This is a genomic window from Zafaria sp. Z1313 (genome assembly GCF_050563205.1).
GTDB lineage: Bacteria > Actinomycetota > Actinomycetes > Actinomycetales > Micrococcaceae > JAZDCJ01.
Genome location: NZ_JBNWUK010000003.1, coordinates 86,338 through 110,579 on the forward strand (window position 1 = coordinate 86,338; position 24,242 = coordinate 110,579).

The window sequence follows — 24,242 nt, forward strand, 5'->3', positions numbered from 1 at the left end:
CGCCGGGGCCGCACCTTCGCGCTGAAGGTGCGGCCCCGGCGTCGTGCGCGTGGATCTAGCGCGAGCGCTGCCGCAGGCGCTGGATGTCCAGGATCACGACGGCGCGCGCCTCGAGGCGCAGCCAGCCGCGCTGGACGAACTCGGCGAGGGCCTTGTTGACGGTCTCACGGGAGGCGCCGACGAGCTGGGCCAGTTCCTCCTGCGTGAGCTCGTGGGCCACCAGGATGCCGTCCGTCGCGGGGCGGCCGAAGCGGTCCGCGAGGTCCAGGAGCGCCTTGGCGACGCGGCCCGGGACATCGGAGAAGACGAGGTCGGCGAGCGATTCGTTGGTGCGGCGGAGGCGGCGGGCCAGGGCCTGCAGCAACTGCACGGAGACCTCCGGGCTGGTCAGGATGACCTTGCGCAGGTTCTCGTGGCGCAGCCCGGCCAGGCGGGTCTCCGACACGGCCGTCGCCGTCGCGTTGCGCGGGCTCGGGTCGAACAGCGCCATCTCACCGAACAGCTCGCCCGGGCCGAGGACGGCCAGGAGGTTCTCGCGGCCGTCGGGGGCCGTGCGGCCGAGCTTGATCTTGCCCGAAACGATGAAGTAGAGCTGGTCGCCCTGGTCGCCCTCGCGGAAGACCGATGCCCCGCGCGAAAGGTCGACCTCGGTGAGCTCCTCGGTCAGCGCGCCGAACACGTCGTCGCCCAGCGTCGCGAAGAGTGGTGCCCGGCGAAGTACCTCGATGTCCATGAAATCTCCTGTCAGGTGTCGTTGGCGCTTTTCTCATTGTGCCGTAGAGCCGGGGGTTGTGACACCTTCCACAGCGGCGATTGCCCGAGTTGACTTCGCGCGAACCGGTTTCCGCCGCCGTGGAACGTAGACTGGAGGCACGGCCCGCCCGTGGGGCGGACGGTTTTCCGAAGGGCGGAATGGGGCCGCAACAGTAGGGAGTCTCGGGTTGTTCTTCGGTTTCAGCGGATTGGACGTGGCGCTCCTCGTGGTGCTGCTGTTCTTCCTCGTCTCCGGCCTGCGCAAGGGCCTGTTCGTCACGCTCGGGGGGATCGTCGGCTTCGTCGCCGGCGGCGTCGCGGCGTTCTTCTCGATCCCGCTCGTCTCCAGCTGGGTCGCGGATCCCGGGTGGCGGCTCTTCTGGATCATCGCCGCGGCCGTCGTCCTGATCATCATCGGGCAGGGCATCGGCGCGGCGATCGGCGGCCGGATCCGATTGTGGCTGAATTTCCCGGTGCTCAAGAGCTTCGACCGGATCCTCGGCGGCCTCGCCAACACGGCCGTCGCGGCGCTCGTGCTCTCCGCGATCGCGTTCTCCGTGTCCAGCATGGGCTTCCCGCTCCTCTCGCAGCAGCTCGCCGACTCCCGCGTGATCTCCACGATCCGCTCCCTCACGCCCGACCCCGTCGCCGGCGCCATGGCCGAGGCCCGCTCGCTCGTCATGGGCCAGACCATCCCCGAGCTCCTCGAGCCGTTCGCGCCGACGGACACCACGCCCGTCCCGGACGCCGAGGTCGACACCGAGGGCGTCGCGCGCGCCGGGGAATCCGTTGTGAAGATCACCGGAACCGCGTTCGCCTGCGGCGTGAACCAGACCGGCAGCGGCTTCGTCGCCGCCGAGGACCGCGTCGTCACCAACGCCCACGTGGTCTCCGGCATCGCCGAGCCGGTGGTCAACACGCGCGACGGCCGTGCCGTCCCGGCCCGCGTGGTCCACTTCGACGCCGCCGCCGACCTCGCCGTGCTCGCCACCGACGGCCTCGACCTGGACCCGATCCCGGTCGGCGAGGACCTCGGCGTCGGCGACGCGGGCGCGTTTCTCGGCCACCCGGCGGGCGGCCCGTTCCAGAACCAGGCCGCCACCGTGCAGTCCCTGCGCTCCGTCATGGTGCAGAACATCTACGGCGCCGACCCCTCGCCGCTGCGGATCTACCAGCTCGGCGCGGACGTCGAGCAGGGCAACTCGGGCGGCCCGTTCGTGGACACGCAGGGCCGGCTCGTCGGCGTCGTCTTCGCCAAGGCCAAGGGCGACCTCGACGTCGGCTACGCCTTGTCCCTCGACGAGGTCGCACCCGTCATCGAGGAGGCGCCCTCGCTCTCCGACGAGGTCTCCACGGGCGCCTGCTCGCCGCGGTAGCGGCGGACGGCGGCCGGGCCTACGCGCCCTCGAGCCAGTGCAGCTCCGCGCCGTGCTGGCCCGTGTGCGCCACGGGCACGCCGTCGACCGCGAGCGTGAACCAGCCCGGGCGCCCGCTCGGCACCGTCTCGCCGGCGGGCTCCATGAAGAAGCTCTCGTTGGACACCCAGCGGCAGTCCAGCGAGCGCACGGTCCGGGCGAAGCGGCTCCTGTCGTACGGCGACAGGTACGCGAGCACGGCCGAGTGGAACACCACGGGCGTGGTCCCCGCGGGGGCCTCGGCGACGAGGTCCGCGATGTGCTCGTTGAGGTCGCCCTGCCGCAGCCGGGGCACGCCGGGCCCGAGCGACTGCAGCGTCGCGAGCGCCTCGCGCAGCCGCGCGAGCCGGTGCTCCTGGCCCGGCCAGACGAGGCACTCGAGCCAGCGCACCGTGTCCGGGTCCCGGCCGTCGAGGGGGTTCAGGTCCACCCCCGCGCGCCAGGCGACCTCCGGAAGCCGGGCCGGCACCGGCGGGGCTCCCGAGGTCGTGCAGGACAGGACGGGGGTGCCGCTCCCGAGCCGGGCCCCGGCGTCGTACTCGTAGGAATACAGGTCCGGCAGCAGGCACAGCCCGGCCGACGGGCCGACCTCGATGAGGGAGAGCGGGCGGCCCGTCTCCTCCGCGATCCGGGCGAAGGCGGGCAGCAGCGTCGCGCAGCGGCCCGGCTCATTGGTCTGCGTGCGGCGGGCCAGGACGACGGCGGCGACCTCCTCCCAGCGCCCGCGCAGGAATGCGGCGAGCTCCTCGAAGTCCCCGTCGGGGAAGCCGAGGTAGCGCGCGGCGGCGAACACGAGATTGGGCTGGCGCTTCTGCGACGGGAGCCCCACCAGGAGCTCCAGCAGGCCCTCGTCGGCGGCGACGCCGGCCGCCCACTGCGCGTACGCGTCCGAATGCCCCGGGAACCAGGTCCTCGCGTACTCCTGGAACATCGCGGCCGTGGCCCCCACGGTCATGGCGTCCCCCTTCAGCCCAGGGAGGCGACGTGCGCGATGCCGAGGCGGTAGCCGTTGACCCCGGCGCCGACGATCACGGCCGCGGCGACCGGGGAGATGTACGAATGGTGGCGGAAGGCCTCGCGACGGTGGACGTTGCTCAAATGGACCTCGACGACGGGCAGTTGCACGCCCGAGACCGCGTCGGCCAGGGCGATCGAGGTATGGGTGAACGCGCCCGGGTTGAAGACGATGCCGGCCACCCGGCCGCGCGCCGCGTGGATCGCGTCGATGAGGACGCCCTCGTGGTTGGACTGGGCGAACTCGAGCTCGAAGCCCGCCTCGCCGGCGGCCGCGCGGCAGGCCTCCTCGACGTCGGCGAGCGTCTGGTGGCCGTAGACCTCCGGCTCGCGCGTGCCCAACAGGTTCAGGTTGGGGCCGTTCAGGACGAGGATTCTCCGCGGGGCGGACGTGGTCGCTTCAGTCATAGCGCCCATTAAACCCCCGGGCCCCGGCGGGGGCGAACGATGCGTCGTCCGGCGACAAGACGGCGGGGTGGGAGGCCCGCGACCGGACCTCCCACCCCGCTGTCGGCGCTACTTGCGCAGCGACTCGGCGATCTGGGCCATCACCGAGTTGTCCGCGAGGGTCGACGCGTCGCCGACCTCACGGCCCTCGGCGACGTCCTTGAGCAGGCGGCGCATGATCTTCCCGGAACGGGTCTTCGGCAGCTCGGGGACCACGAGGATCGTGCGGGGCTTGGCGATCGGGCCGATCTCCTTGGCCACGTGGTTGCGCAGCTCCTGGACGGCGTCCTCGCTCTCGCCCGCGCCCCCCCGCAGGATGACGAACGCGACGACGGCCTCCCCCGTCGTCTCGTCCTTCGCGCCGACGACGGCGGCCTCCGCGACGGTGGGGTGGGACACGAGCGCGGACTCGATCTCCGTCGTGGAGAGGCGGTGGCCGGAGACGTTCATGACGTCGTCGACGCGGCCGAGCAGCCAGATGTCGCCGTCCTCGTCCTTCTTGGCGCCGTCGCCCGCGAAGTACATGTCGTCGAAGCGGGACCAGTAGGTGTCCTTGTAGCGGTCCATGTCGCCCCAGATGCCGCGCAGCATCGACGGCCACGGTTCGCGGATCACGAGGTAGCCGCCCTCGCCGTTGGCCACCGGCGCCCCGAGCTCGTCCACGACGTCCACGGCGATGCCGGGGACCGCGACCTGCGCCGAGCCGGGCTTGGTCTCCGTCACCCCCGGAAGCGGGGCGATCATGTGCGCGCCCGTCTCGGTCTGCCACCAGGTGTCCACGATCGGGGCGGGGTGCTCCTTGCGCGGCCCCGGCTGCCCGTCGGCCCCCTTGCCGTTGTTGGAGCCGATGACGTCGCGGTACCACATCCACGCCTCGGGGTTGATGGGCTCGCCGACCGAGCCGAGGACGCGCAGGCTCGAGAGGTCGTAGCCGTCGGGGATGTGCCGTCCCCACTTCATCATGGTGCGGATCGCCGTCGGCGCGGTGTAGAGGATCGTGACGCCGTACTTCTCGACGATCTCCCACCAGCGGCCCTGGTGCGGCGCATCCGGGGTGCCCTCGAAGACCACCTGGGTGGCCCCGTTCACGAGCGGGCCGTAGGCCACGTACGAGTGCCCCGTGACCCAGCCGATGTCCGCCGTGCACCAGTAGACGTCCGTCTCGGGGTGCAGGTCGAACGTGTCGCGGTGGGTCGCCGCGGCCTGGACCAGGAAGCCGCCAGTCGTGTGCAGGATGCCCTTGGGCTTTCCCGTGGTACCGGAGGTGTAGAGGATGAACAGCGGGTGCTCGGAATCGTGCGCGACGGGCGTGTGCACGGGCTCCGCGGCGCCGACGACGTCGTCCCACCAGCGGTCCAGGCCCTCGGTCCACTCGGTGGGCTCGCCGTTGCGCTTGACCACGACGACGTTCTCCACGGTGTGGCCCGGGGCGGCGAGGGCCGCGTCGACGGCGGGCTTGAGCGGGCTCGGCTTGCCGCGGCGCCACGTGCCGTCCGCCGTGACCACGAGCTTGGCCTCGGCGTCGTCGATCCGCGAACGCAGGGCGTCGGCGGAGAAGCCCCCGAAGACCACCGAGTGGATGGCGCCGATCCGCGCGCAGGCCAGCATGGTGATGACGGCCTCGGGGATCATCGGCAGGTAGACGGCCACGCGGTCGCCCTTGGAGACGCCGAGGGATTCGAACGCGCTCGCCGCCTTCTTCACCTCATCGGTCAGCTCCGCGTAGGTGTAGGAGCGCGAATCGCCGAGGGCGCCCTCGAAGTGGATCGCCACGCGCTCGCCCAGGCCGTTCTCGACGTGCCGGTCGAGGGCGTTGTAGGCGGCGTTGACCGTCCCGCCGACGAACCACTTCGCCACCGGCGCGCCCGTCCAGTCGAGCGTCTCGGTGAAGTCGGACTCCCACGTGAGGGTCTCGCGGGCGCGGTCGGCCCAGTAGCCCAGCCGGTCCTCCGCCGCGCGTTCGTAGCGGTCGGCGCCGGCGACCGCTTGGGCGGCGAATCCGGCGTCCGGGGCGAATCGGCGGTTCTCGTGCAGCAGATTGTCCAGGGCGGACGTGGTCGTTTCAGGCACGGCGGATCCTTTCGGAGCGGTAAAAAGTGCTGTGAGCAAGGCTACAGCGCGCCTCTGGCCTGTGGTGTCCTCCGTCACACTCCGAGACGGGAAGCGTGCGGATTCTGCGGTGAACGGTCGCCGCCGGCGGCGGATGGGAGCCGCGTGGGCGGTGCGGACGGCCCCGCGGTGCCGCGGCACGGTTAAGCTGGGGAGCGGAACGCACTCCGGCCGTCCGGCCGGACGCGGGGGAACCATAGAGGAGACGCCATGGCCTTGTCAGCCACGCAGGACGACCGCACCGCCACGGCCCTGGCCGGACCGTTCACGCTTCGCGAGCTCGTGGCGATCGGCGGAGGGCTCCTGCTGCTCATCGGCTCCGTGCTGCCCTTCCAGACCGTGCCGGGGACGTGGACCAACCTCTGGATCCTCAACGGCCTGTTGTTCAACCAGCTCGTGACGCTCGCCCTCCCGCTCGCCGTCGCCGGGGCGTTCGCCTGGCGCCGGGCCAGCGGCCGCCGCCTCGTCCGGATCGGATCCCTGACCCTCGACCAGCTCGGATCGGTCGTCGGCATCCTCACGGGCCTCTACTTCTTCTTCGCCGCGGTGCTGTCCATGAATGCGTCCTTCCTCCTGGGCCTGCTCGGCGCGGCCGCGTTGATCTCCGCGACCACCGCCGCGGCGGCCATCCCCGGCTTCGCGGCCGACTTCGAGGACGGCGACGGGCCGCTCCTGCTCCGCGCCGTCCGCGCCACGGAAGCCGCTTCGGCGCCCGGGTCCGGAACCGCCCCCTCGAAGGCCGCCGCGCTCTGGGCGCGGGCGACCTCCGGGCGCAGCGACGGTGCCGATCCCGCGGCCGGCGGCAGCGCCGTCGTTCCCGTCTCCGTCCCCGCCCCCGGGGCGACCGGGATGCCGGCGGCCCCCGCCGCAGGGGACGACGCCGAGGCCTCCGCCACCTCGGATCCCGCCGGGGCGCGGGCCGCCGGGGCCGCCGCGGAGAACGTGGCGGACCAGACCGCCGACGAGTCCGCGTCCGAGCCCGAGTCCGTGCCTGAACCCGGGCCCGCGGAAGAGCCCGCGCCCGAGACCGCCATCCGCTCCGTCGTCGCCCACCAGCCGGCGCCCGAGACGGTGGCGGCGTCCGTCGTCGAACCCGCCCCGGCAGCGGAGCCGGAGCCGGAGGAGGACGAGGAACCGTGGGAGGCCACGCGCCGCGCCGACGACGCCCCCGTCTACCAGGCGTTTTGGTTCGCCGTCCCGCAGACCCGCCAGATCTGGGACGAGCGCACCGGCTCGGCCCTGTTCACGGTGGAGCCCGGAGCCTGGATCCTCGCGCTCGAGGACCGCGGCGGGGAGTTCCTGGTCCAGGACAACGACGGCCGGATCGGCGTCCTGCGCGATCTGGCCAACGTCGAACGTGCCTAGCGGAGAGACCCCGCTCGCCCTGAAACGGCGCGCCCGGCGGATCAACCGGATGCTGGGGGAGGACTATCCCTACGCCGTCCCGGAGCTGGACTTCGAGAACCCGTTCGAGCTCGTCGTGGCGACCGTGCTCTCCGCCCAGACCACCGACGTGCGCGTCAACGCCACGACCCCGGCGCTCTTCGCCCGCTACCCGGACGCCCGCGCGCTCTCGGAGGCGGACCCGGAGGAGCTGCGGGAGCTCATCCGGCCCACGGGCTTCTACCGCGCCAAGGCGGAGAACCTGCTCAAGCTCGCCCGGCGGCTCGTCGACGAGTATGACGGCGAGGTCCCGGGCCGCCTCGAGGACCTCGTCACGCTCGCCGGGGTCGGCCGCAAGACGGCGAACGTGGTGCTCGGCAACGCGTTCGGCGTCCCCGGGATCACGGTGGACACCCACTTCGGCCGGCTTTCCCGCCGCTTCGGGTGGACCGCGGAGCAGGACCCCGTCAAGGTCGAGCATGCCGTCGGCGAGCTGTTCGAGCCCTCCGACTGGACGATGCTCTCCCACCGCGTCGTCTTCCATGGACGCCGCGTCTGCCACGCCCGCAAGCCCGCGTGCGGCGCATGCTCCGTCGCGACGCTCTGCCCGTCCTACGGCGAGGGCGAGACGGACCCGGAACGGGCCGCGAAGCTGCTCAAGTACGAGCTGGCCCCGGCCAGGACCGAGCTCCTGGAGCTCATGCGGTCCGGGGCCACGCGGCGCGAACTGCGGGCGCTGGGCTACGGGCTGGACGCGTGAGCGCCCGCAGCGAGCTCGCGGAGCTCGTCCGCCGCACCCGCCGGGAACGGGCGGGCCTCCCCGACGCCGGCCCCGTGCGGATGCCGGGCAGCTGGCGGTTCAAGCCCGTCGAGCCGGGCAGTGCCCGCCGCGCCGCCGTCCTGATCCTCTTCGGGCGGCTCGATGACGTCGCCGCCCACCACGAGTCGCGGGCCGTGCCCGCCGACCTCGACGTCCTGTTCGTCCAGCGCGCCGACACCCTGCGCAAGCACCCCGGGCAGATCGCCTTCCCGGGCGGCGGGATCGACGCGGACGATCACGGCAGCACCGCCGCCGCGCTGCGCGAGGCCCGCGAGGAGACCGGGCTCGACCCCGATGGCGTCGAGATCCTCGGCGAGCTGCCGGAGGCCGAGCTACCCGTGAGCAACTTCCTCGTCACGCCCGTCATCGGATGGTGGAGCCGCGAGTCCGAGGTCTTCGCCGTGGACCCTGCGGAGTCGGCCAAGGTGTTCCGCGTCCCGGTGGCCGACCTGCTGGACCCGGCGAACCGCGTCATGGCCGTCGTGGAGCGGGACGGACTGCGCCGGGCCGCCCCCGCGTTCGACGTCGACGGCGCGTTCATCTGGGGGTTCACGGCGATCGTCCTGGACCGGATGTTCGACGAGCTCGGCTGGACCCAGCCGTGGGACCGCGGCCGCGAGGTCCCCGCCCCGCTGTAGGGTCCGGCCCGGCGGCGCGGCGCGGGTTCATCGGCCTTCGTTGTCCGAGTCCTGCGGCGGTTCTGGCGAGGGGCGCGGCGTGGCCGCCTCAACCGGTGGCGGTGCCGGCTTCACCGGCGGAGCGGGCCGGGGAGCCGGGATGCGCGCCGCCGAGCCCGTGCCCGTGTGCAGGACGTTCGGCGCTCCGAGCGCCGCCGCCGAGGCGCCGGGCCGCACGGGCTGGGCGGCCCAGCGGCCCGAGGCGTTCGCGCGCTGTTCCACGGACTGGAGGCGCTCGAGCCGGCCCGCGTGCCCCGGGGCCCGCGGTGTCCCTGCCTGGTCGGCGTACCGGCGGCCGGGCAGGAGATCGACGGTGTTCTCGACGGCACCGAGGCGCTTGTGGACCGTCAGGGCCGTCGCCGCCAGCGCGGCGCCCGGGGGAACGAGGAGGCCGCCCCGCCCCGCCGCGGCGCGCACCGCGGGATCCCTGCCGGCGGCGCGCCACCGGGTCACGGCGCCTTCGGCGAGCTTGCCGCCCCCGCGGCTGGCCACCGTCGCCACGACGCCGTCGGCCACGACGTCGCGCGCCAGTCCCGCGCCGTAGCCGAGCGCCTTCCCGGTCCGCGTGGCCGCGAACGAGGTCACCGCGCGGCTGCCCACGTCGATGGCGCGGATTCCGGTGGTGCCCGCGGCGACGTGGCCGGCGAAGCGCGTGGCCGCGCCGCCCAACGGGGCGGTCGCCGCACCGAGAGCGGAGACCGCCCCGCGGACGGCCTCCCCGACGGGGCCGAGCCGGGACGCGAGCTGGGCCCCGACGCCGGCGAGGCGCCCGACGATCCCCCTCAGGACCGCGCCCAGCGTGGCGAGCCGCCCCGCGTTGAGGGCCGATCCCGCGAGGGCGCCTCCGCCGAAGGTCACGGGTGTCAGAGCCGCTCCCGCGAGTCCGACGACGCCGACCATGAGTGCCGCGTTGAGCAGCTCGGTCCGCAACTGGGCGTGGGCGGCGTCGACCTCGGCGGCGAACTCGTCGCACACCGCGGCCGCGTCGCGGCAGCCCTGGGCCACCGCTCCCAGCTGGCCCGCTCCGTGGTGCAGCGCAGCGATGACGAGCGACGTGTCCCGTGACGAGCATCCGGAGAGCAGGCGGGCGGCATCGGTGGGGAAGGTGATGGCCGCGGTGTCGATCCGGGCGGCCGTGGCGGACCACGCCGCCGCGGCGGAGCGGAGGGACGGGGCGGAGGCCTGGGGCCAGCCGACGCCGACCGCGTCGAGGAGCCACTGCAACTCGTCCGCGCCGGCCCACGTTCCGCCCACGGCGCTCGGCGGCCCGGGCGGGCAGTGCGCCGCGGTTCCGCCAGGGGCCGCCGGAACGGCCGGGGCGTCCAGCCCGGCGTTGGCGGCCTCGACGGCCTCGTACACCGCGCCAGCGATGTGCTGGATCCGCCCGAGCGTTTCGAAGTGGAGCGCGTGGGACCGCAGCCCCTCGAGGATGCCGTTGGCCGCGGCGTCGTAGGCCGTCCCGAACTCCCGCCCCGTCTCGTCCCCGCCCGCCATCCCCGCGCTGCCGGACAGTGCGGGTCCGAGGGATGCCGCGATCGTCTCCACCTGCTGGGCGAGCACCCCCGTGGTGCGCGCGGACGCGAACAGCGCCCCCGTGTCGATGACCACTGCCGTCATCCGCTGCTCCCTTCGCTCGTCCGGCCTACGGCGAGCCTACGGAGGCGCCCCGGCGCCGGCCACCGCCGACGGCGGGCCTGTGGATAAGCCGGGAGCTACTTCGCGTCGGCGTAGGAGTCGACGGTCGCGACGCCGACGGGGAACTCCACGGGAATCCGGCCGAAGATCAGCTCGGCCGCCTCCGCCGCGGATTCCTGGACGATCCGGACCACCTGGTCCGCCGACTCCGCGGGCACGTGGAGCATGACCTCGTCGTGCAGGAAGAACACGAGGCCCCCGCGGCCCAGCGGCACGGACTCCGCGTGCAGCCGGCGCCGCAGCCCGCCGAGCCAGCACAGCGCCCACTCGGCCGCGGTGCCCTGGACCACGAAGTTGCGCGTGAACCGCCCCCGCGCCCGGGCCGCGGCGTCCGCGCGGCGCTGCTCGTCCGCCGTCGTACTGCGTTGCGCCGCCCGCCACGCCGACGACGCCGGCGGGGCCCCGCGGCCCAGGTAGGTGGCCACGTCCCCGCCCGCGGCTCCGGTTCGCGCCGCGTCCTCGACGAACGCGACCGCCTGGGGGAAGGTGCGCGTCAACTGGGGCAGCAGGCGCCCCGACTCCCCGCTCGTGCCTCCGTACATCGCCCCGAGCATCGCGATCTTCGCGCTCGCCCGGTCCCCGCCGAAGCCCAGGTCCGCGATCCCCTGGTAGAGGTCGCGCCCGCGCGCGGCGTCCGCGAGGGCCCGGTCCCGCGAGAGGGCCGCCAGGATCCTCGGCTCGAGCTGCGCCGCGTCGGCGACCACGAGCACGTGCCCCGGATCGGGGCGCACGGCGTCGCGGATCGAGTGCGGGATCTGCAGCGCCCCGCCTCCGCGCGAAGACCAGCGGCCCGTCACGACCCCGCCGACGACGTACTCCGGCCGGAAGCGGCCTTCGCTCACCCACGCATCCAGCCACGCCCAGCCGTTCGCCGAGTGCAGCCGGGAGAGCTTCTTGTAGCGGTTCAGGACCTCGAGCGCGGGATGGTCGAACTCCGCGAGCTCCCACTGGCTCGTGTTCCGGGCCTCGATCCCGCAACGGTGCAGCGCCCGCAGCAGCTCCTGCTGCGAATCCGGATTAAGCTGCGGTGCGCCGAGGGCGGCGCGCAGCTCGGCGGCGAGCTCCTCGAGGCGCGCCGGGCGCGAGCCCTCGGGCGTCCGGGGCCCGAGCGAGTCCTCCAGGAGCGCCACGTGGCGCGCGGTGTCCCACGGCACGCCGTGGTGCTCCATTTCCGCCGCCACGAGCGCGCCGGCGGCCTCCGCGGCCAGGAGCAGCTGCAGGCGGCGGCCCTGCGGGGAGGCGTCCACCGCGGCCAGCTGCCGCGCGAACTCCGCGGCCAGGGCCTCGGCCGAGGCCGCGGCGGGCGGCGGTTCCTCGAAGAGCGAGCCCTGGTTCGCCGGGGTGCGTGGGGGCGGAAGGAGCGCGGCCGGGACGGGCGCGGCGTCGTCCCCGGCCGTTCCCAGACCGGCGGCGTAGGCGCTCCCGGCCGCCGCCGGGGCGTGGCGCAGGATCGCGCGGGACAGGGCGAGGTCGTGCGCCCGCTCGATCCGCACGCCCGCCGCGAGCAGTTGCGGATACCAGTCCCGCGTGTGCTCCCAGACCCAGCGCAGGCCCCGGGACTCGATCTCGCGCACGACGCCGGGCAGCTGGCCTGCGAACGCGGCCACGGGGTGGCCCTCGGGGTTGCCGGAGGCATCGAGGAACAGGACGACGCCGGACGCCGCGCCGGCCTCGGCGGGGGGCTGTCCGCTCGAATGCGTCGCGAGGAGCGCGTAGCGGGGCACCACGCCATTCTGCCAGTCGCCGGGAGCGGCGGTTCCCCTCCACAGGACGCGGCGGCGCGGGGTGGGGCGCGTCGTGTCCACAGGCGGGACGCCGGGCGCTGCGCGGTGGGGCGCCGGGCGGCACGGTGGTGGGCATGAACGACGCCGAACGCCTCGCCGCCCGGCCCCCGGAACCGTCCGCGGGCACCGACTGCCTCCTGCGCACGCGCCACGACGCGCTCGCCGACCACGTGGCGCTCATCGCCGCGGCGGCCGGCGCGGTGCTCCGGGTCGAACGCGAACCCGATCCCCGGCCCGGCCCGGGGTGCGCGGCGCTGCTGCTCGGCCCGGACGGCGTCGGGAGCGCCGACGGGTCCCCGCCGGGCACCCCCGTGATCCTCACCGGCTACCCCGAGGACGCCGAGGTCCTGTGGCGGGCCGCGGCCCGGCGCCCCGGGGCGCGCGTCGCCGTGCTGCCGCAGGCCGCCGCCTGGCTCGGCGAATTCCTCGGCGAGCTGGGGCTCAAGGGGGGCCCCGGAACGGTCCGGCTGTTCGCGGGGGCCGCGGGCGGCGCGGGGACGACCACGACCGCGCTGCTGCACGCCGCGGCGGCCACGCTCGACGGAGCCCGCACGCTGTTCATCGACGCGGACCCGTTCAGCCCGGGGGTCTGGCCGCTGCTCGGCGGTGACCGGGCCGGGGTCCTCGGCTGGGAGGACCTCGCCCGCTCGCACGGCCGGATGGCGCCGTCCCAGCTCGCCGAGGTCCTCCCGCTCGCCCAGGGGACCGCCGTGCTCAGCTGGAGCGAACGGGGCCCTGCCGCCGAGCTGCCCGGTGGCGTCCTCCACGAGGTCGTCGCCGCGGCCCGGCGCATCTACGACCTCGTCGTGGTCGATGCCGGCCGCGCGGCCGGGACCGGCCCCTCCGTGGCAGCCCTTGCGGACGAGGCCGTGGCCGTCCTCCCCGCCCGGCGGCCCGTCGGGACTCCGGGCGCACCGGCCGACGCGCAGGGGCCGGCGTGGACGGGCGCCGTCGTCGGACGCCTTCCCGCGGGCAGCGACGCCCGGGCCGTCGCGGCGGCCGCCGGGCTCGGGCTCGCCGCCTACGTGCCGTGGTCCCGGGCCGTGGAACGCGCGGCGGGGGAGGGGCGCCTCGTGGCGGCGCTGTCCCGCCGGAGCGTCCGCGCCGCCGTCGGGACGCTGGTGGGGCCCGCGCCACTCGTCCCGCCGGGACTCCATGGCGGGACCCCGGGGCCCGGGCGGGAGGCCGCGTGAGCCCGGAACGGCTGCGCGGACGGCACCGCTGGGACGAATCCGGCACGGGGACCGAGGGCACGGAACCGGACCTCGCCGACCGCGCGGCTCCCGTCGACGAGCGGGTCGTCGAACACGTGCGCGAGCGGGCCCTGGCCACGGGAACCTCGCTGTCGGGGGCCGACCTCGCCGGGGCCGTGCGGGCCTCGGGGCTCGTGGTCGGCAGCGGCAGTGCGGCCCGCGTGGTCAGGATGCTGCAGGAGGACCTCCAGGGGCTCGGCCCGCTGCAGGAGTTCGCCGAGCAGCCGGGCACCACGGACGTGCTCGTCGACGGGGCGGGGCGCGTCTGGACGGATTCCGCCGACGGGCTGGCGGAGACGGGGTTCGTCTTCGCCTCGCCCGAGGACGTGCGGCGGCTCGCCGTCCGGCTCGTGGCCTCGGGCGGACGGCGGCTCGACGACGCCCAGCCGTTCGCCGACGTCGTGGCGGGCCGGTACCGGATCCACGCCGTGCTGCCGCCCGTCGCCACCGAGGGTCCCCTCCTCTCGGTCCGCGTCAAGCGGGCCGCGGCCGCCCGGCTCGTGGACATCCTGCCCGGCGGTGCCGGGGACCCGTGGCTGGCCCCGTTGCGCGCCGTCGTCACGGCCCGCTTGAACTTCCTGATCAGCGGCGGTACGGGGACGGGCAAGACGACCCTGCTCGCCGCGATGCTCGCCGAGGCCGGTCCCGACGAGCGCCTGCTGATCGTCGAGGACTCGCGCGAGCTGAGCCCGGACCATCCCCACGTCGTGGGGTTGCAGTGCCGCAGCGGGAACATCGAGGGGAGCGGAGGCGTGGGACTGCCGGAGCTCGTCCGCCAGGCGCTGCGGATGCGCCCGGACCGGCTGATCGTGGGGGAGTGCCGCGGCGCCGAGGTCGGGGACTTCCTGGCCGCGATGAACACGGGCCACGACGGCGCGGGCGGCACGCTGCACGCGAGCGCCGCGGCCGCCGTCCCGGCCCGCTTGGCGGCCATGGGGGCCCTCGCGGGGCTGTCGCCGGCGGCCGTTGCGGTGCAGGCGGGCAGCGCGATCGACCTGGTCGTCCACATGGAGCGCTCCGGAGGGCGCCGGCGGCCCGTCGGAATCGGACTGCTCGAGCCCGCCGGAGACGGCCTGGCGATCGAGAGCGCGTGGCAGGAGGGGCCCGGCGGCGTCGTGGGCCCGGGGCCCGCCGCCGGGCGCCTGGGCGACCTTCTGGCCCGGCGGGGTGTGCCGTGGACGGGCTGATCCCGGCGGCCGCGGTCGCGGCGGCGGCGGCCGCCTGGCTCCTGCAGTCCCGGCCGGCCCGGCCCGGTCGGGCCTTCGGGGTAGGACGCTCCCCCACGGGATGGCGGGCACGACGCCCGAGCCCGCTGACGGGCACGGGCTCCCCGCGGTCGGTGGCTCCCGGCATGTCCCGGCGGATCCCATGGGGCCGGCGGCGGGAGGACGACCATGGCGAGTCCCACACCCGCGCCGTGCGGCAATGCGCCGCGCTGCTGCGCTCGGGGCGGACGGCGTCCCGGATGTGGGAGCTCATGGAACAGGCCTGGCGGCGCGCCGACGGGCCGGCGGCAGAGGACATCCTGGCCGCGTGCCGCAGCGCGACGGCGGCCCACCGGCTCGGACTGGCCCCCTCGACGGGCCTGCGGCGCCACCTCGTGGCCTGCGATGACGGCTACCGGCCCGTCTGGGAACGGCTCGCCTGGTGCGTGGATCTCTCGGAGGGCACCGGCGTCGCCCTGTCCGAGCTGTTGGACCGCCTCGCCGGGCAGCTCGAGGGTGCCGGAGACAGCCGCCGCGCGCGGGAGACCGCGCTCGCCGGGCCCGCCACGACCCAGCGGCTCCTGGCCTGGCTGCCCGCGTTCGGGCTCGTCCTGGCGCAGCTCATCGGGGCCGACCCGATCGGCGTGCTCCTCACCCATCCGATCGGGCGCCTCGGCCTGCTGGCCGGCGTGGCGCTGTGGTGGGCGAACCGCGTGTGGGGGCGCCGGCTGCTGGCCGCCGCCGAACGCCCGGGCGCGGCTCCGTGACGGCCTGGTTCGCCGCCGCGGCGGCAGCGGCCGCCCTGTGGATCATGCTCGGTGGCGGTGGCGGTGGCGGTGGCGGTGGCGGTGGCGGTGGCGGTGGCGGTGGCGGTGGCGTGCCCGCGTATGCGCCTCCGGGCGGCCCTCAGCGACGGGAACCGCCCGGGGAACGACTCGCCGCCGAGGATGCCGCCCTGCTCTTCGACCTGGCCGCGTCGCTGCTGGACTCGGGGCTGCCGATCAACGGCGTCCTGCGCGCCCTCGCGGCGGCGGTCCCGGGCTGCGGCCCGCTGGAGGGCGTCGCCCGGGGACTCGGGCTGTCGCTGTCGTGGGAGCGGGCCTGGGCCGGCGTCCCCGCGGAGCTGCGTCCGCTCGGCGAGGCCCTCGAATTCGCCCACCTGACCGGGACCGGGATGTCCGGCATGCTCCGCGCGGCCGCCGCCCAACGCCGGGCCGCGGACGTGAGGAACGCCGAGAAGCGCGCGGCCGAGCTCGGGGTCCGGCTCGTCGTGCCGCTCGGGGTCTGCGCCCTGCCCTCCTTCATCTGCCTCGGAATCGTCCCGGTCGTCATCTCCCTGCTGCCCCGGCTCGGCTGAATGGTCCTCCACAACCCCCGGGCAGGGGGCCGTCATCCCGAGACCGACCCTGGGCCGTCGCGGGGACGGCACGGCGGCGGGAGGGTGGAAGTGGTCCGAACCGCGGACCGTACAAGGAAGGGAAGACGATCATGGAGGACACGATGGGACGGACGGCGACGCAGTTCGGGCCGGCGGAGTTGGAACCGGGGCTGGAGCAGGGGCAGGACACCGGACTGGAACCGGGCCGGGACGCTTCGGGGAAAGCAGCGGAGTCCACGGGAGAGGAGGGCATCGCGACGGCGGAGTTCGCGATCGTGACGCTCGCGGCCGTGGGCTTTGCCGGACTGCTCGTGACGATCCTCAGCAGCGGCGACGTGCGCGAGCTGCTCATGGGCCTGGTGCGCCAGGCGCTGAGCTACTAGGAACGCCGCGTGTTCCGTGGATCGGAGCGGGGGAGCAGCACGGCGGAGACCGCCGTGCTGCTCCCGGCGGTGGCCCTGCTGCTCGTCGTCGTCCTCGCGGCCGGCGCGGTGGGTTCCACCCAGGTGCGGCTCGAGGAGGCGGCTCGCGCCGCCGCGCGGGAGCTGGCCCGGGGCGAACCGGCCGGTTCCGCACGGGCGGCGGCCCAGCGGGTGGCCGGGACATCGGCGTCGGTCGACATCGGGGCCGCCGCCGGGTACCACAGCGTGAGCGTCAGCGCCGGGATCGGGGTCCCCGGCCTCGAAGGCCGGTTCGTCCTCACGGCCCGGGCCGAGGCCCGCGCGGAAGGAGGGCCCGGTGGCTAGGTGCTGGTCCCCGTGCCCCGGAGCCGGCGGGCGAGGGTCGGGCGTGGGCGTGGGCGGGGTGAAGGGGCGCGGGGCGGGCGTGAGTGGGGGCGACGAGCGCGGGGCCGGATCGGCGCTCGTTGTGGGCCTCGTCGCCGCCGCGCTGCTGGCGCTGACTGCGGTCCTGGCCCTCGCTCATGCCGCCGGTGCGGCCGCCACAGCGGCCACGGCCGCGGACCTCGCCGCCCTCTCGGGGGCCGATGCCGCCCGCGGCCTCGCCCCGGGCGATCCCTGTGCCGTGGCCCGGGAAACGGCCCGACGCAACGGGGCGCAGCTGTCCGAGTGCCGGATCGCGGGCAGCGCGGGAGAGCTCGTCGACGTGTGGACGTCGGTTCCCCTGGGGCCGGACTGGGCGTGGATGCGCGCGCTCGGCCTGGAGGCCTCCGGGCGTGCGCGCGCCGGGCCGCCCCCGCAGCCGTGGGCGCCGCCGGTTCAGCCGGCATTGCCGGAGGCGGCCGGCGACTGAGCTACGCCCCGGCGTCGCGCAGGAGGGCGCCCAACAGGGAGACGGCCCCGGCCTTGTCGAGGGGATTGTTCTTGTTGCCGCATTTGGGGGACTGCACGCAGGACGGGCACCCGCGCTCGCATTCGCACGCCGCGATCGCGTCCCGGGTCGCCTTCAGCCAGTACCTCGCCTGCTCGTAGCCGCGTTCGACGAAGCCCGCGCCCCCGGGATGCCCGTCGTAGACGAAGATCGTCGGCAGTTCCGTGTCGGCGTGCAGCGCCGTCGAGACGCCTCCGATGTCCCAGCGGTCGCTCGAGGCGACGAGCGGCAACAGGCCGATCGCCGCGTGCTCGGCCGCGTGCAGCGCCCCGGGGATCGAGCCGGCGATGATTCCGGCCGCGGCCAGGCGCCGTTCCGGGACGGTGAACCAGACGGCGCGCGTGAACAGGTCGCGGGCGCCGAGGTCCAGCGGCTCCTCGCCGAGGATCTCGTTGCTCACGAGCGCCTTGCGCTGGAAGGAGACCACCTGGGTCGTCACCCGCACGTCGCCGAAGTGCACCGCGACCTCGCCCCAGTCCTCGCTGCGCAGGACCTCGAGGACCTCGATCGTCGTGATGTCGCGGGCCTGCGTGTAGAAGTCGGGGGAGGCGCGGTGGACCAGGACGCAGTGGTCCTCCTCGTTGAGCTCGTCGACGAGGTAGCTGGCGCCCTGGTGGATGTAGACCGCGCCGGTGTGGGCCTGGTAGTGCGTCTGCGGGGAGTCCATGGTCCCGAGGAGGGCGCCGGTCTCCGAGTCGATGACGTTGACGGGGCCGCCCCCGTCGGCGCGCAGGTTCACCATCGAGGCGGCGCTCTCCGCGTGCGTCCAGAACCACCCCGAGGGCCTGCGGCGCAGGTAGCCGCGCTCCACGAGCGAGTCCAGCATGCCGGCGGCCGTGGGCCCGAACGCCTCCACCTCCTCCGGGCGGATCGGCTGCTCCGAGGCCGCCGCGCACAAGTGTGGTCCCAGGACGTACGGGTTCTCCGGATCGAACACGGTCGCCTCCACCTGGAGGTCGAAGATCGCCTCCGGGTGGTTCACGAGGTACGTGTCCAGCGGGTCGTCGCTCGCCACGAACGCGGCGAGCGCGTTCTGCCCGGCCCGCCCCGCCCGCCCGATCTGCTGGAAGAACGACGCCCGCGTGCCCGGCCAGCCGGCGACGAGCACCGCATCGAGGCCGGAGACGTCGATCCCGAGCTCGAGCGCCGACGTGGAGGCGACCCCGAGCAGCTCGCCGCTGCGCAGCTGCCGCTCCAGTCCGCGCCGCTCCTCGGGCAGGTAGCCGGAGCGGTAGGCGGCGATCCGTCCACGCAGAGATGGATCGACCTCGTCCACGAGCCGCTGGGCGATTGTGGAGATCGTCTCGGCGCCCCGGCGGGACTTGATGAAGGCGATCGTCCGAACGTGCGAGCTGACCAGGTTCGCGAGCAGGTCGGAGGTCTCGGCGACGGACGTCCTGCGCCGCGGTGCCCCGTTCTCGCCCTTGAACTCGGTCAGCGGCGGTTCCCACAGCGCCACGGCCGTCTCGCCGTGCGGGGAGAAGTCCGTCGTGACCGCATGGACCGGTGCCCCGATGAGGCGCCCGAAGGACGCCGCGGGCTCGGCGCTGGTGGCGGAGGCGCCGATGAACACCGGGTCGGCACCGTAGTGGGCGCAGATCCGGCGCAGTCGCCGCATCAGGTTGGCCACGTGGGATCCGAACACGCCCCGGTAGCTGTGCGCCTCGTCGACGACGACGAACGCGAGGCGGCGGAAGAAGCGCGCCCACCACGGGTGGTTCGGGAGGATCCCGAAGTGCAGCATGTCGGGATTGGCAAGGACGAAGTTCGCGTGGTCCCTGATCCACCGGCGCTCTCCGGGATCCGTGTCGCCGTCGTAGGCCGCCGCGCGGATCGAGTCCAGCCCGAGCGCGTTCACCGCCTTGAGCTGGTCGGCCGCGAGGGCCTTGGTGGGCGAGAGGTAGAGCGCGACGGCGTCGGTGGGCTCGAGCGCGACCCTCCCCGCGGTCACGGAGCGGTGGATCGCGTCGACCGCGGGCAGCTGGTAGGCGAGCGACTTGCCCGAGGCCGTGCCGGTGGCGACGACGGTGTGGAGGCCGTCGTGGGCGAGGCCCGCCGCCTGCACCTGGTGCAGCCAGGGGGATTCCACGCCGAGCCGCGCGTAGGCGGCGACGACGTCGGCATGGACCCACTCCGGCCAGGGGCCGTGGACCGCGTCCCGGGCCGGGAGGATCCGCAGGTGGCGCAGCGCCTCGGGGTCGGAGCCGTGGCCCAGGAGGGGCACGAGCGTGCGGAAGTCGGTCACCGCATCATTGTGGCACCCGGGACTGACGCTAGGCGCGCCGGGCCTCCAGGGTGACCACGGTGCCGAGCGGGGTCCAGCCAAGGTACTGGTAGAGGGCCTGGCCCTCGATGGAGGCGATCAGCAGGCCCTCGTCGACCGCGTGCTCGAGGGCGATGGCCACGAGGGCCCGCATCACGAGCGCTCCGAGGCCGCGGCGGCGGAACTCGGGGGCGGTGATGATGCGGTCGAAGACCGCGTAGTCGCCGACGACGGAGACGTGGCCGCTCGCGGCGACGACGTCGTGGTCGTCGGCGTCATGGATGGACACATAGGCGTGCTTGCCGTCGCGCTCGGCATCGATCGTGAAGCCCTCCGGCGCGCGGGGGTCCTCGACGTCCTGGCCGTCCATCTCGGCGACCATGAGGGCCTCCTCGGCGGCCACGACGTCCAGGCCCGCGGCCTGGGCCGCGTCGACGAGCGCCGAGGAGTCGTTGGCGAACGCGGTGAGGCGTCGCGAGGGGTGCTTGGCGAGGGTCTCGGCGACGGCCACGAGCTCCTCGGACGTCGGCTCGAAGACGATGTATTCCCAGTCGCCGGTGGTGTCGTGGCGCAGCGCCGCGTGCACCCGGCCTTCATGCCGGCTTTCGTAGCCCCGCGCTCCGGCCCAGCCGGTCACCCAGGTTCCGATCAGTTCATCGCTCGCGGAGGATCCCATGCCAAGACCATACCCCGAGCGATCATGGCTGTGCAGTCGGTAACGGGAACCGTTGCCTTACCGAAAAGAAGCGTTAACATGGGCCGATGCGCGGGCCCGGGAGGGGCGCCGGGGGCGCGGTCCGTGCCCTGTCCCGCAGTACCCTAGAAGGCGTGTCCCAGAACCGCATCGTCCTCTTCTACGCCTTCGCCCCGCTCGCCGATCCGGAGGCGGTCCGCCTCTGGCAGCGCTCCCTCCTGGAGCAGCACGGCCTCCGCGGGCGCATCCTGGTCTCGCGGCACGGCATCAACGGGACGGCCGGGGGCGGGATCCGCGAGGTCAAGGCGTACGTGAAGGCCACCCGCGAGCATCCGGCGTTCCGCTCCCTGGACGTGAAGTGGAGCGACGGAGGGGCCGCGGACTTCCCGCGCATCTCGGTGCGGGTCCGCGACGAGCTCGTCTCCTTCGGCGCCCCGGGGGAGCTCGAGGTGGACGAGACCGGCGTGGTCGGCGGCGGCGTGCACGTGGGCCCCGAGGCGCTCCACGAGCTCGTCGACGCCAAGCGTGCCGCGGGCGAGGAGCTCGTGTTCTTCGACGGGCGCAACGCCTTCGAGGCACAGATCGGCCGCTTCAAGGGCGCCGTGGTTCCCGATGTCGAGACGACGCACGACTTCATCCGCGAGCTCGACTCGGGCAAGTACGACGAGCTCAAGGACAAGCCCGTGGTGACCTACTGCACGGGCGGGATCCGCTGCGAGGTCCTCTCGGCGCTGATGGTCAAGCGCGGCTTCCAGGAGGTCTACCAGCTCGACGGCGGGATCGTCCGCTACGGCGAGGCGTTCGGCGACCGCGGGCTCTGGGAGGGTTCCCTCTACGTCTTCGACCGTCGGATGCACGTGGAGTTCTCGCCCGACGCGGAGACCATCGGGCGCTGCGTGGGCTGCGAGGGACCGACGAGCAAGTTCGAGAACTGCGCCGAGCCGAGCTGCCGCCGGCTGCGGTTGTTCTGCGCGGACTGCGCGGCCGATGCCGCGCTGCGCTTGTGCCCGGAGTGCGCCGGGACGGCGCCGCAGAGAACGACGCCGGACCTCGTCTCCTAGGGGACTAGTCGCCTGATTCCCGGGGCCAGGGTCCGGCCGAGGCGTCGACGGGCTCGAGCTCCTCGTCCTCGACGTGGAAGACCTCGAGGCCGCGGGCGCGGTAGTTGGCCAGGGCGGCCGGTCCGTCCAGCGAGCACGTGTGGACCCAGACCCGGCCCACCGGGGGCAGGCCGGGGTGGCGGGCGTCCAGGTCCCAGGCGCGGCGGATGCCCTCGGTGAGCAGCGCCCCGCCGAGGCCCAGCCCCAGGTGGCCGGGGAAGAGCCCGAAGTACACGATCTCCACTGCGGTCCCGGGGGCACCGTTCGCCGCCACCGTGGGCGTCGCCCCCGAGCCCGCCGTCCGCGCGGCGAGCTCCACGTATCCGGCCGGCGAGCCGTCCCGGTACAGCACCCACGTCTCGGTGCCCGGCGCGGCGAGGACCTCGGCCCAGTGCGCGCGCGACCAGGCGAGCCGGTCGGCCCAGTTCCATCCGCTGCCGACGCCCTGGTAGAGGAAGCGGCTGAACTCCGGGGTGGCGTCGACGGCGCGTTCGATCCGGCAGCCCGGCGGCAGCGGGGTCGCGGAGGGGCGCAGCGCGTCGGCGGAGGACATCTGCAGGTGCGTGGTGGTGACGGTCCGGGTCATGGCGCTAACCGGCCGGGTCCACGCGGACGGCGAGGTCCAGGGCGGGTTGGGTGGAATCGACGGTGACGGTCAGCCCGGACTCCTCGGCGAGCAGGAACTGCAGGGCCTCCTCGGTCACGTCCGGCGCCACGGCGCACTCGAGCTCCGTCACGGCGAGCGGCGTCTGCGCGTCGTCCAGCGCGAGGACGGAGACGGTGGCCCCGTCGACCGGAGAGGAGCACGCGACGCTGGCGGTGTACGCGCCGGGCGGCAGCGGGGGACGGGCGACGGTGAGGGTCGACGGGACGTTCTGCGGCGTGCCGGCCGGGATGCTGCTGCCGGCCGCCAGCGGCTCGCCCCCGAGGAACGCCTCGTGGTCGATCGCCGGCACGCCCGCCACGGCCTCGACGGGCTGCCGGGAAAAGGACGGCTCCGGCCAGGCGGTGTCCTCCGCGGCGCCCCCGGTCCCGCCCGCGGGAGCGGTGGGCGACGTGCAGGCGGCGGCCAGCAGGACGGCGCAGGCGGCGGCCGCGCCCGCGGCGACTCGCCGCGCGGGCGAACCGCTCGGCGGGGCGGAGCGGTCCACCAGGACCTCGATTCTTCCGGGGGCGGACGCAGGTGCGGACGGCGGGACGGGGGCTGTTGGGGGCATATCGCCATCCTAGGCACTCCCGGTCCTCGCTAGACTCGCCCTGTGCCCGAGTCCCCCGCCTCCCTCCCGTCCCGGCTGCCCGGCGTCCCCGACGCCCCGCGCAGCGACGAGCTGCCCCTCCTCGAGGCCCTGTCCGCCGATCTCGCCGCCGCCGGATACACGCACGACGGCGTCGCGGGGCTCCTCGGCGACGAGGCGAACGCGGCCCTGCACCGCGACCAGCCCGTCCCCGCGCGGCTCGTCATCGCCCGCGCCCTGGCCGCGGATCCCGTGCCGGCGGTCGCCGTCGCGACCGCGCTGTGGCTCCTCGGCGACGACGTCGCCGCCGGTCACGTTGACGCCGCGCTGCCGCGCACGGGCGTCGTCGGACTGCTCGCCCTCGGACTCGTGGAGGACGCCCCCGCCCGCGGATCCGTGCGGGCCGCCGTCGACCTGCGGCCCCACGCCTCCGACGCCGACGCCGAGCTCTGGGTGGCGAGCGACCTCGGGGCCCTGCACCGGCCCGGCGTCCTGCGCGGCGACCACGTCCTGGGCATCGGCGGGGCGTCGCTGACCCTGGCCCAGGCGACCGTCCGCCGCCCGGTGGAGCGCGCCCTGGACCTCGGCACGGGATGCGGGATCCAGACCTTCCACCTCCTCGCCCACGCACGCCACGTCGTCGCCACCGACCTCTCGTGGCGGGCCCTGGCCTTCACGCGCTTCAACCTCCTGCTCAACCACGAAGCGCTGGGACTGGATCCGCGGCGCCTCGAGGACCGCGTCGAGCTGCGCCAGGGCAGCTTGCTCGAGCCGGTCGCGGGGGAGGAATTCGACCTCGTCGTCTCCAATCCGCCGTTCGTCATCACGCCCCGCGCCCCCGGTGGTTCCGAGGAGGAGCGCTTCACCTACCGCGACGGCGGGCTCGCGGGCGACGCGCTCGTCTCGGGGCTGATCGAGGCGCTGCCGGGGGTCCTCACGCCGGGCGGCACCGCCCAGCTGCTCGCCAACTGGGAGATCCAGGACGGCCCTGAGGGCGGCGAGGGCGACGGCGCGGGCGGGGCCGGGGACTGGTCGGCCCGGCCGCGGACCTGGATCCGGCCGGGGACGGAGGCGTGGTTCATCCAGCGGGAGGTCCAGTCGCCCGCGGAGTACGCCGAGACCTGGCTGCGCGACGCCGCGGAGGCCCGGGATCCGGCCCGCTACGCCGAGCGCTACGCGCAGTACCTGGCCGACTTCGCGTCCCGCGGCGTGGGCGGGATCGGCTTCGGCATGGTCTGGCTGCGCCGCCCCGCCGACCCGGCCGTGGCCCCCGTGGGTGCGCGGTTCGAGGCGATCGGCTACCCGATCGAGCAGCCGATCGGCCCGCATCTGGCCCTCGAGGTGGACGCCGCGGATTCCCTCGCCGGGAGGGACCTCGCTCCGCTCCGCTTCGAGGTCGCCGAGGACGTGACCGAGGAGCGGCACCAGCGGCCCGGCGCCGAGCACCCGGGCGTCATCCTGCTGCGCCAGGGGGCCGGCCTGCGGCGGACGACGCTCTTGTCCTCCGAGGAGGCGGGGCTCGTCTCCGCCTGCGACGGGGAGCTCACCGCCGGGCAGATCGCCCACGCGCTCGCGGCGCTCCTGGGCGAGGACGCCGCGGAACTCGTCCCACGACTACTCGACAGTGTTGATCGACTTGTTACCACCGGCTTTCTGTCGGAGATACGAAACAAAGGCTAAAGTTTTTC

Annotated in this window: 23 protein-coding genes; 13 read left to right on the plus strand and 10 right to left on the minus strand. The window is 74.7% G+C overall.

All coding sequences use genetic code 11. From position 1 onward, the window contains the following. Nucleotides 1–55 precede the first annotated feature (55 nt). The gene (locus tag ACQ3I4_RS05150) at nucleotides 56–733 is read right to left on the minus strand and encodes a Crp/Fnr family transcriptional regulator (RefSeq protein WP_329861858.1); all 678 of its coding nucleotides are present in this window, start codon (nucleotides 731–733) and stop codon (nucleotides 56–58) included. A 235-nt stretch (nucleotides 734–968) separates the two neighbouring features. On the opposite strand from ACQ3I4_RS05150, the gene ACQ3I4_RS05155 reads away from it, so the two are divergent. Continuing rightward, entirely contained in the window at nucleotides 969–2,129 is a 1,161-nt protein-coding gene (locus ACQ3I4_RS05155; protein ID WP_430633002.1) for a MarP family serine protease, read from the plus strand. 19 nt (nucleotides 2,130–2,148) lie between these two features. On the opposite strand, the gene ACQ3I4_RS05160 is transcribed toward ACQ3I4_RS05155, so the two are convergent. From ACQ3I4_RS05160 to acs, 3 genes are all read right to left on the minus strand, one after another. After that, a complete protein-coding gene (locus ACQ3I4_RS05160) occupies nucleotides 2,149–3,123 on the minus strand; it encodes a DUF2332 domain-containing protein (RefSeq protein ID WP_329861856.1) in 975 nt (324 codons plus the stop codon). An 11-nt stretch (nucleotides 3,124–3,134) separates the two neighbouring features. Further along, nucleotides 3,135–3,590 (minus strand): type II 3-dehydroquinate dehydratase, encoded by a 456-nt coding sequence (gene aroQ / locus ACQ3I4_RS05165; RefSeq protein WP_329861855.1) that lies wholly within the window; start codon nucleotides 3,588–3,590, stop codon nucleotides 3,135–3,137. Nucleotides 3,591–3,698: 108 nt separating this feature from the next. Then, the gene (acs, locus tag ACQ3I4_RS05170) at nucleotides 3,699–5,699 is read right to left on the minus strand and encodes an acetate--CoA ligase (RefSeq protein WP_430633003.1); all 2,001 of its coding nucleotides are present in this window, start codon (nucleotides 5,697–5,699) and stop codon (nucleotides 3,699–3,701) included. 249 nt (nucleotides 5,700–5,948) lie between these two features. On the opposite strand from acs, the gene ACQ3I4_RS05175 reads away from it, so the two are divergent. The 3 genes from ACQ3I4_RS05175 to ACQ3I4_RS05185 are packed head-to-tail and all read left to right on the plus strand — an operon-like array spanning nucleotide 5,949 to nucleotide 8,579. Further along, nucleotides 5,949–7,103, plus strand: coding sequence for a hypothetical protein (locus tag ACQ3I4_RS05175; protein ID WP_329861853.1), 1,155 nt, complete (start codon nucleotides 5,949–5,951; stop codon nucleotides 7,101–7,103). After that, entirely contained in the window at nucleotides 7,096–7,881 is a 786-nt protein-coding gene (nth, locus tag ACQ3I4_RS05180; protein ID WP_430633004.1) for an endonuclease III, read from the plus strand. The genes ACQ3I4_RS05175 and nth overlap by 8 nt, the downstream gene beginning before the upstream one ends. Then, the gene (locus ACQ3I4_RS05185) at nucleotides 7,878–8,579 is read left to right on the plus strand and encodes an NUDIX hydrolase (RefSeq protein ID WP_430633005.1); all 702 of its coding nucleotides are present in this window, start codon (nucleotides 7,878–7,880) and stop codon (nucleotides 8,577–8,579) included. The genes nth and ACQ3I4_RS05185 overlap by 4 nt, the downstream gene beginning before the upstream one ends. A gap of 27 nt (nucleotides 8,580–8,606) precedes the next feature. Here ACQ3I4_RS05185 and ACQ3I4_RS05190 read toward each other — a convergent pair whose 3' ends face one another. Beyond that, nucleotides 8,607–10,235, minus strand: a complete 1,629-nt coding sequence (locus ACQ3I4_RS05190; protein ID WP_430633006.1) for a hypothetical protein — start codon at nucleotides 10,233–10,235, stop codon at nucleotides 8,607–8,609. 95 nt (nucleotides 10,236–10,330) lie between these two features. Continuing rightward, a complete protein-coding gene (locus ACQ3I4_RS05195) occupies nucleotides 10,331–12,037 on the minus strand; it encodes a bifunctional 3'-5' exonuclease/DNA polymerase (RefSeq protein WP_430633007.1) in 1,707 nt (568 codons plus the stop codon). A gap of 134 nt (nucleotides 12,038–12,171) precedes the next feature. Here ACQ3I4_RS05195 and ACQ3I4_RS05200 point away from each other — a divergent pair, with 134 nt between their 5' ends. The 7 genes from ACQ3I4_RS05200 to ACQ3I4_RS05230 all read left to right on the plus strand — a co-directional run bounded on the left by ACQ3I4_RS05200 (nucleotide 12,172) and on the right by ACQ3I4_RS05230 (nucleotide 17,184). Then, complete coding sequence (locus tag ACQ3I4_RS05200) at nucleotides 12,172–13,290, plus strand: hypothetical protein (protein ID WP_430633008.1); 1,119 nt, start codon at nucleotides 12,172–12,174, stop codon at nucleotides 13,288–13,290. Further along, entirely contained in the window at nucleotides 13,287–14,537 is a 1,251-nt protein-coding gene (locus ACQ3I4_RS05205; protein ID WP_430633009.1) for a TadA family conjugal transfer-associated ATPase, read from the plus strand. The genes ACQ3I4_RS05200 and ACQ3I4_RS05205 overlap by 4 nt, the downstream gene beginning before the upstream one ends. Next, the gene (locus tag ACQ3I4_RS05210; protein WP_430633010.1) at nucleotides 14,525–15,322 is read left to right on the plus strand and encodes a type II secretion system F family protein; all 798 of its coding nucleotides are present in this window, start codon (nucleotides 14,525–14,527) and stop codon (nucleotides 15,320–15,322) included. The genes ACQ3I4_RS05205 and ACQ3I4_RS05210 overlap by 13 nt, the downstream gene beginning before the upstream one ends. After that, entirely contained in the window at nucleotides 15,319–15,912 is a 594-nt protein-coding gene (locus tag ACQ3I4_RS05215) for a type II secretion system F family protein (RefSeq protein WP_430633011.1), read from the plus strand. Before ACQ3I4_RS05210 ends, ACQ3I4_RS05215 begins: the two co-directional genes overlap by 4 nt. 131 nt (nucleotides 15,913–16,043) lie before the next feature. Next, complete coding sequence (locus ACQ3I4_RS05220) at nucleotides 16,044–16,316, plus strand: DUF4244 domain-containing protein (RefSeq protein ID WP_329861845.1); 273 nt, start codon at nucleotides 16,044–16,046, stop codon at nucleotides 16,314–16,316. Between the two features lie 9 nt (nucleotides 16,317–16,325). Then, on the plus strand, nucleotides 16,326–16,679 hold the full coding sequence (locus ACQ3I4_RS05225) for a TadE family type IV pilus minor pilin (protein ID WP_329861844.1): 354 nt from the start codon (nucleotides 16,326–16,328) through the stop codon (nucleotides 16,677–16,679). Nucleotides 16,680–16,758: 79 nt separating this feature from the next. Beyond that, on the plus strand, nucleotides 16,759–17,184 hold the full coding sequence (locus ACQ3I4_RS05230; RefSeq protein ID WP_430633012.1) for an Rv3654c family TadE-like protein: 426 nt from the start codon (nucleotides 16,759–16,761) through the stop codon (nucleotides 17,182–17,184). Nucleotide 17,185: 1 nt separating this feature from the next. On the opposite strand, the gene ACQ3I4_RS05235 is transcribed toward ACQ3I4_RS05230, so the two are convergent. Together ACQ3I4_RS05235 and ACQ3I4_RS05240 are read right to left on the minus strand one after the other, a co-directional pair. After that, nucleotides 17,186–19,507, minus strand: coding sequence for a DEAD/DEAH box helicase (locus tag ACQ3I4_RS05235; RefSeq protein WP_430633013.1), 2,322 nt, complete (start codon nucleotides 19,505–19,507; stop codon nucleotides 17,186–17,188). Nucleotides 19,508–19,535: 28 nt separating this feature from the next. Next, nucleotides 19,536–20,201: a GNAT family N-acetyltransferase gene (locus ACQ3I4_RS05240; RefSeq protein WP_329861841.1), complete on the minus strand. Its 666-nt coding sequence runs from the start codon at nucleotides 20,199–20,201 to the stop codon at nucleotides 19,536–19,538. A 152-nt stretch (nucleotides 20,202–20,353) separates the two neighbouring features. Between ACQ3I4_RS05240 and ACQ3I4_RS05245 the strand changes: the two genes are divergently transcribed. Further along, nucleotides 20,354–21,280: a rhodanese-related sulfurtransferase gene (locus ACQ3I4_RS05245; protein WP_430633014.1), complete on the plus strand. Its 927-nt coding sequence runs from the start codon at nucleotides 20,354–20,356 to the stop codon at nucleotides 21,278–21,280. Between the two features lie 4 nt (nucleotides 21,281–21,284). Here the strand turns inward: ACQ3I4_RS05245 and ACQ3I4_RS05250 are convergent, their stop codons facing one another. Continuing rightward, a complete protein-coding gene (locus ACQ3I4_RS05250) occupies nucleotides 21,285–21,905 on the minus strand; it encodes a GNAT family N-acetyltransferase (RefSeq protein WP_430633015.1) in 621 nt (206 codons plus the stop codon). A 4-nt stretch (nucleotides 21,906–21,909) separates the two neighbouring features. Then, nucleotides 21,910–22,536 (minus strand): hypothetical protein, encoded by a 627-nt coding sequence (locus ACQ3I4_RS05255; RefSeq protein ID WP_430633016.1) that lies wholly within the window; start codon nucleotides 22,534–22,536, stop codon nucleotides 21,910–21,912. Nucleotides 22,537–22,578: 42 nt separating this feature from the next. Between ACQ3I4_RS05255 and ACQ3I4_RS05260 the strand changes: the two genes are divergently transcribed. Beyond that, nucleotides 22,579–24,234, plus strand: coding sequence for a DUF7059 domain-containing protein (locus tag ACQ3I4_RS05260; RefSeq protein ID WP_430633017.1), 1,656 nt, complete (start codon nucleotides 22,579–22,581; stop codon nucleotides 24,232–24,234). Nucleotides 24,235–24,242: the final 8 nt, after the last annotated feature.

What these genes read in the sequence shown, in the direction of transcription:
- ACQ3I4_RS05150 (WP_329861858.1), bottom strand. Translation starts at nt 733, where the DNA reads ATGGACATCGAGGTACTTCGCCGGGCACCACTCTTCGCGACGCTGGGC.
- ACQ3I4_RS05160 (WP_329861856.1), bottom strand. Translation starts at nt 3,123, where the DNA reads ATGACCGTGGGGGCCACGGCCGCGATGTTCCAGGAGTACGCGAGGACC.
- aroQ (WP_329861855.1), bottom strand. Translation starts at nt 3,590, where the DNA reads ATGACTGAAGCGACCACGTCCGCCCCGCGGAGAATCCTCGTCCTGAAC.
- ACQ3I4_RS05175 (WP_329861853.1), top strand. Translation starts at nt 5,949, where the DNA reads ATGGCCTTGTCAGCCACGCAGGACGACCGCACCGCCACGGCCCTGGCC.
- ACQ3I4_RS05190 (WP_430633006.1), bottom strand. Translation starts at nt 10,235, where the DNA reads ATGACGGCAGTGGTCATCGACACGGGGGCGCTGTTCGCGTCCGCGCGC.
- ACQ3I4_RS05200 (WP_430633008.1), top strand. Translation starts at nt 12,172, where the DNA reads ATGAACGACGCCGAACGCCTCGCCGCCCGGCCCCCGGAACCGTCCGCG.
- ACQ3I4_RS05220 (WP_329861845.1), top strand. Translation starts at nt 16,044, where the DNA reads ATGGAGGACACGATGGGACGGACGGCGACGCAGTTCGGGCCGGCGGAG.
- ACQ3I4_RS05240 (WP_329861841.1), bottom strand. Translation starts at nt 20,201, where the DNA reads ATGGGATCCTCCGCGAGCGATGAACTGATCGGAACCTGGGTGACCGGC.
- ACQ3I4_RS05250 (WP_430633015.1), bottom strand. Translation starts at nt 21,905, where the DNA reads ATGACCCGGACCGTCACCACCACGCACCTGCAGATGTCCTCCGCCGAC.
- ACQ3I4_RS05255 (WP_430633016.1), bottom strand. Translation starts at nt 22,536, where the DNA reads ATGCCCCCAACAGCCCCCGTCCCGCCGTCCGCACCTGCGTCCGCCCCC.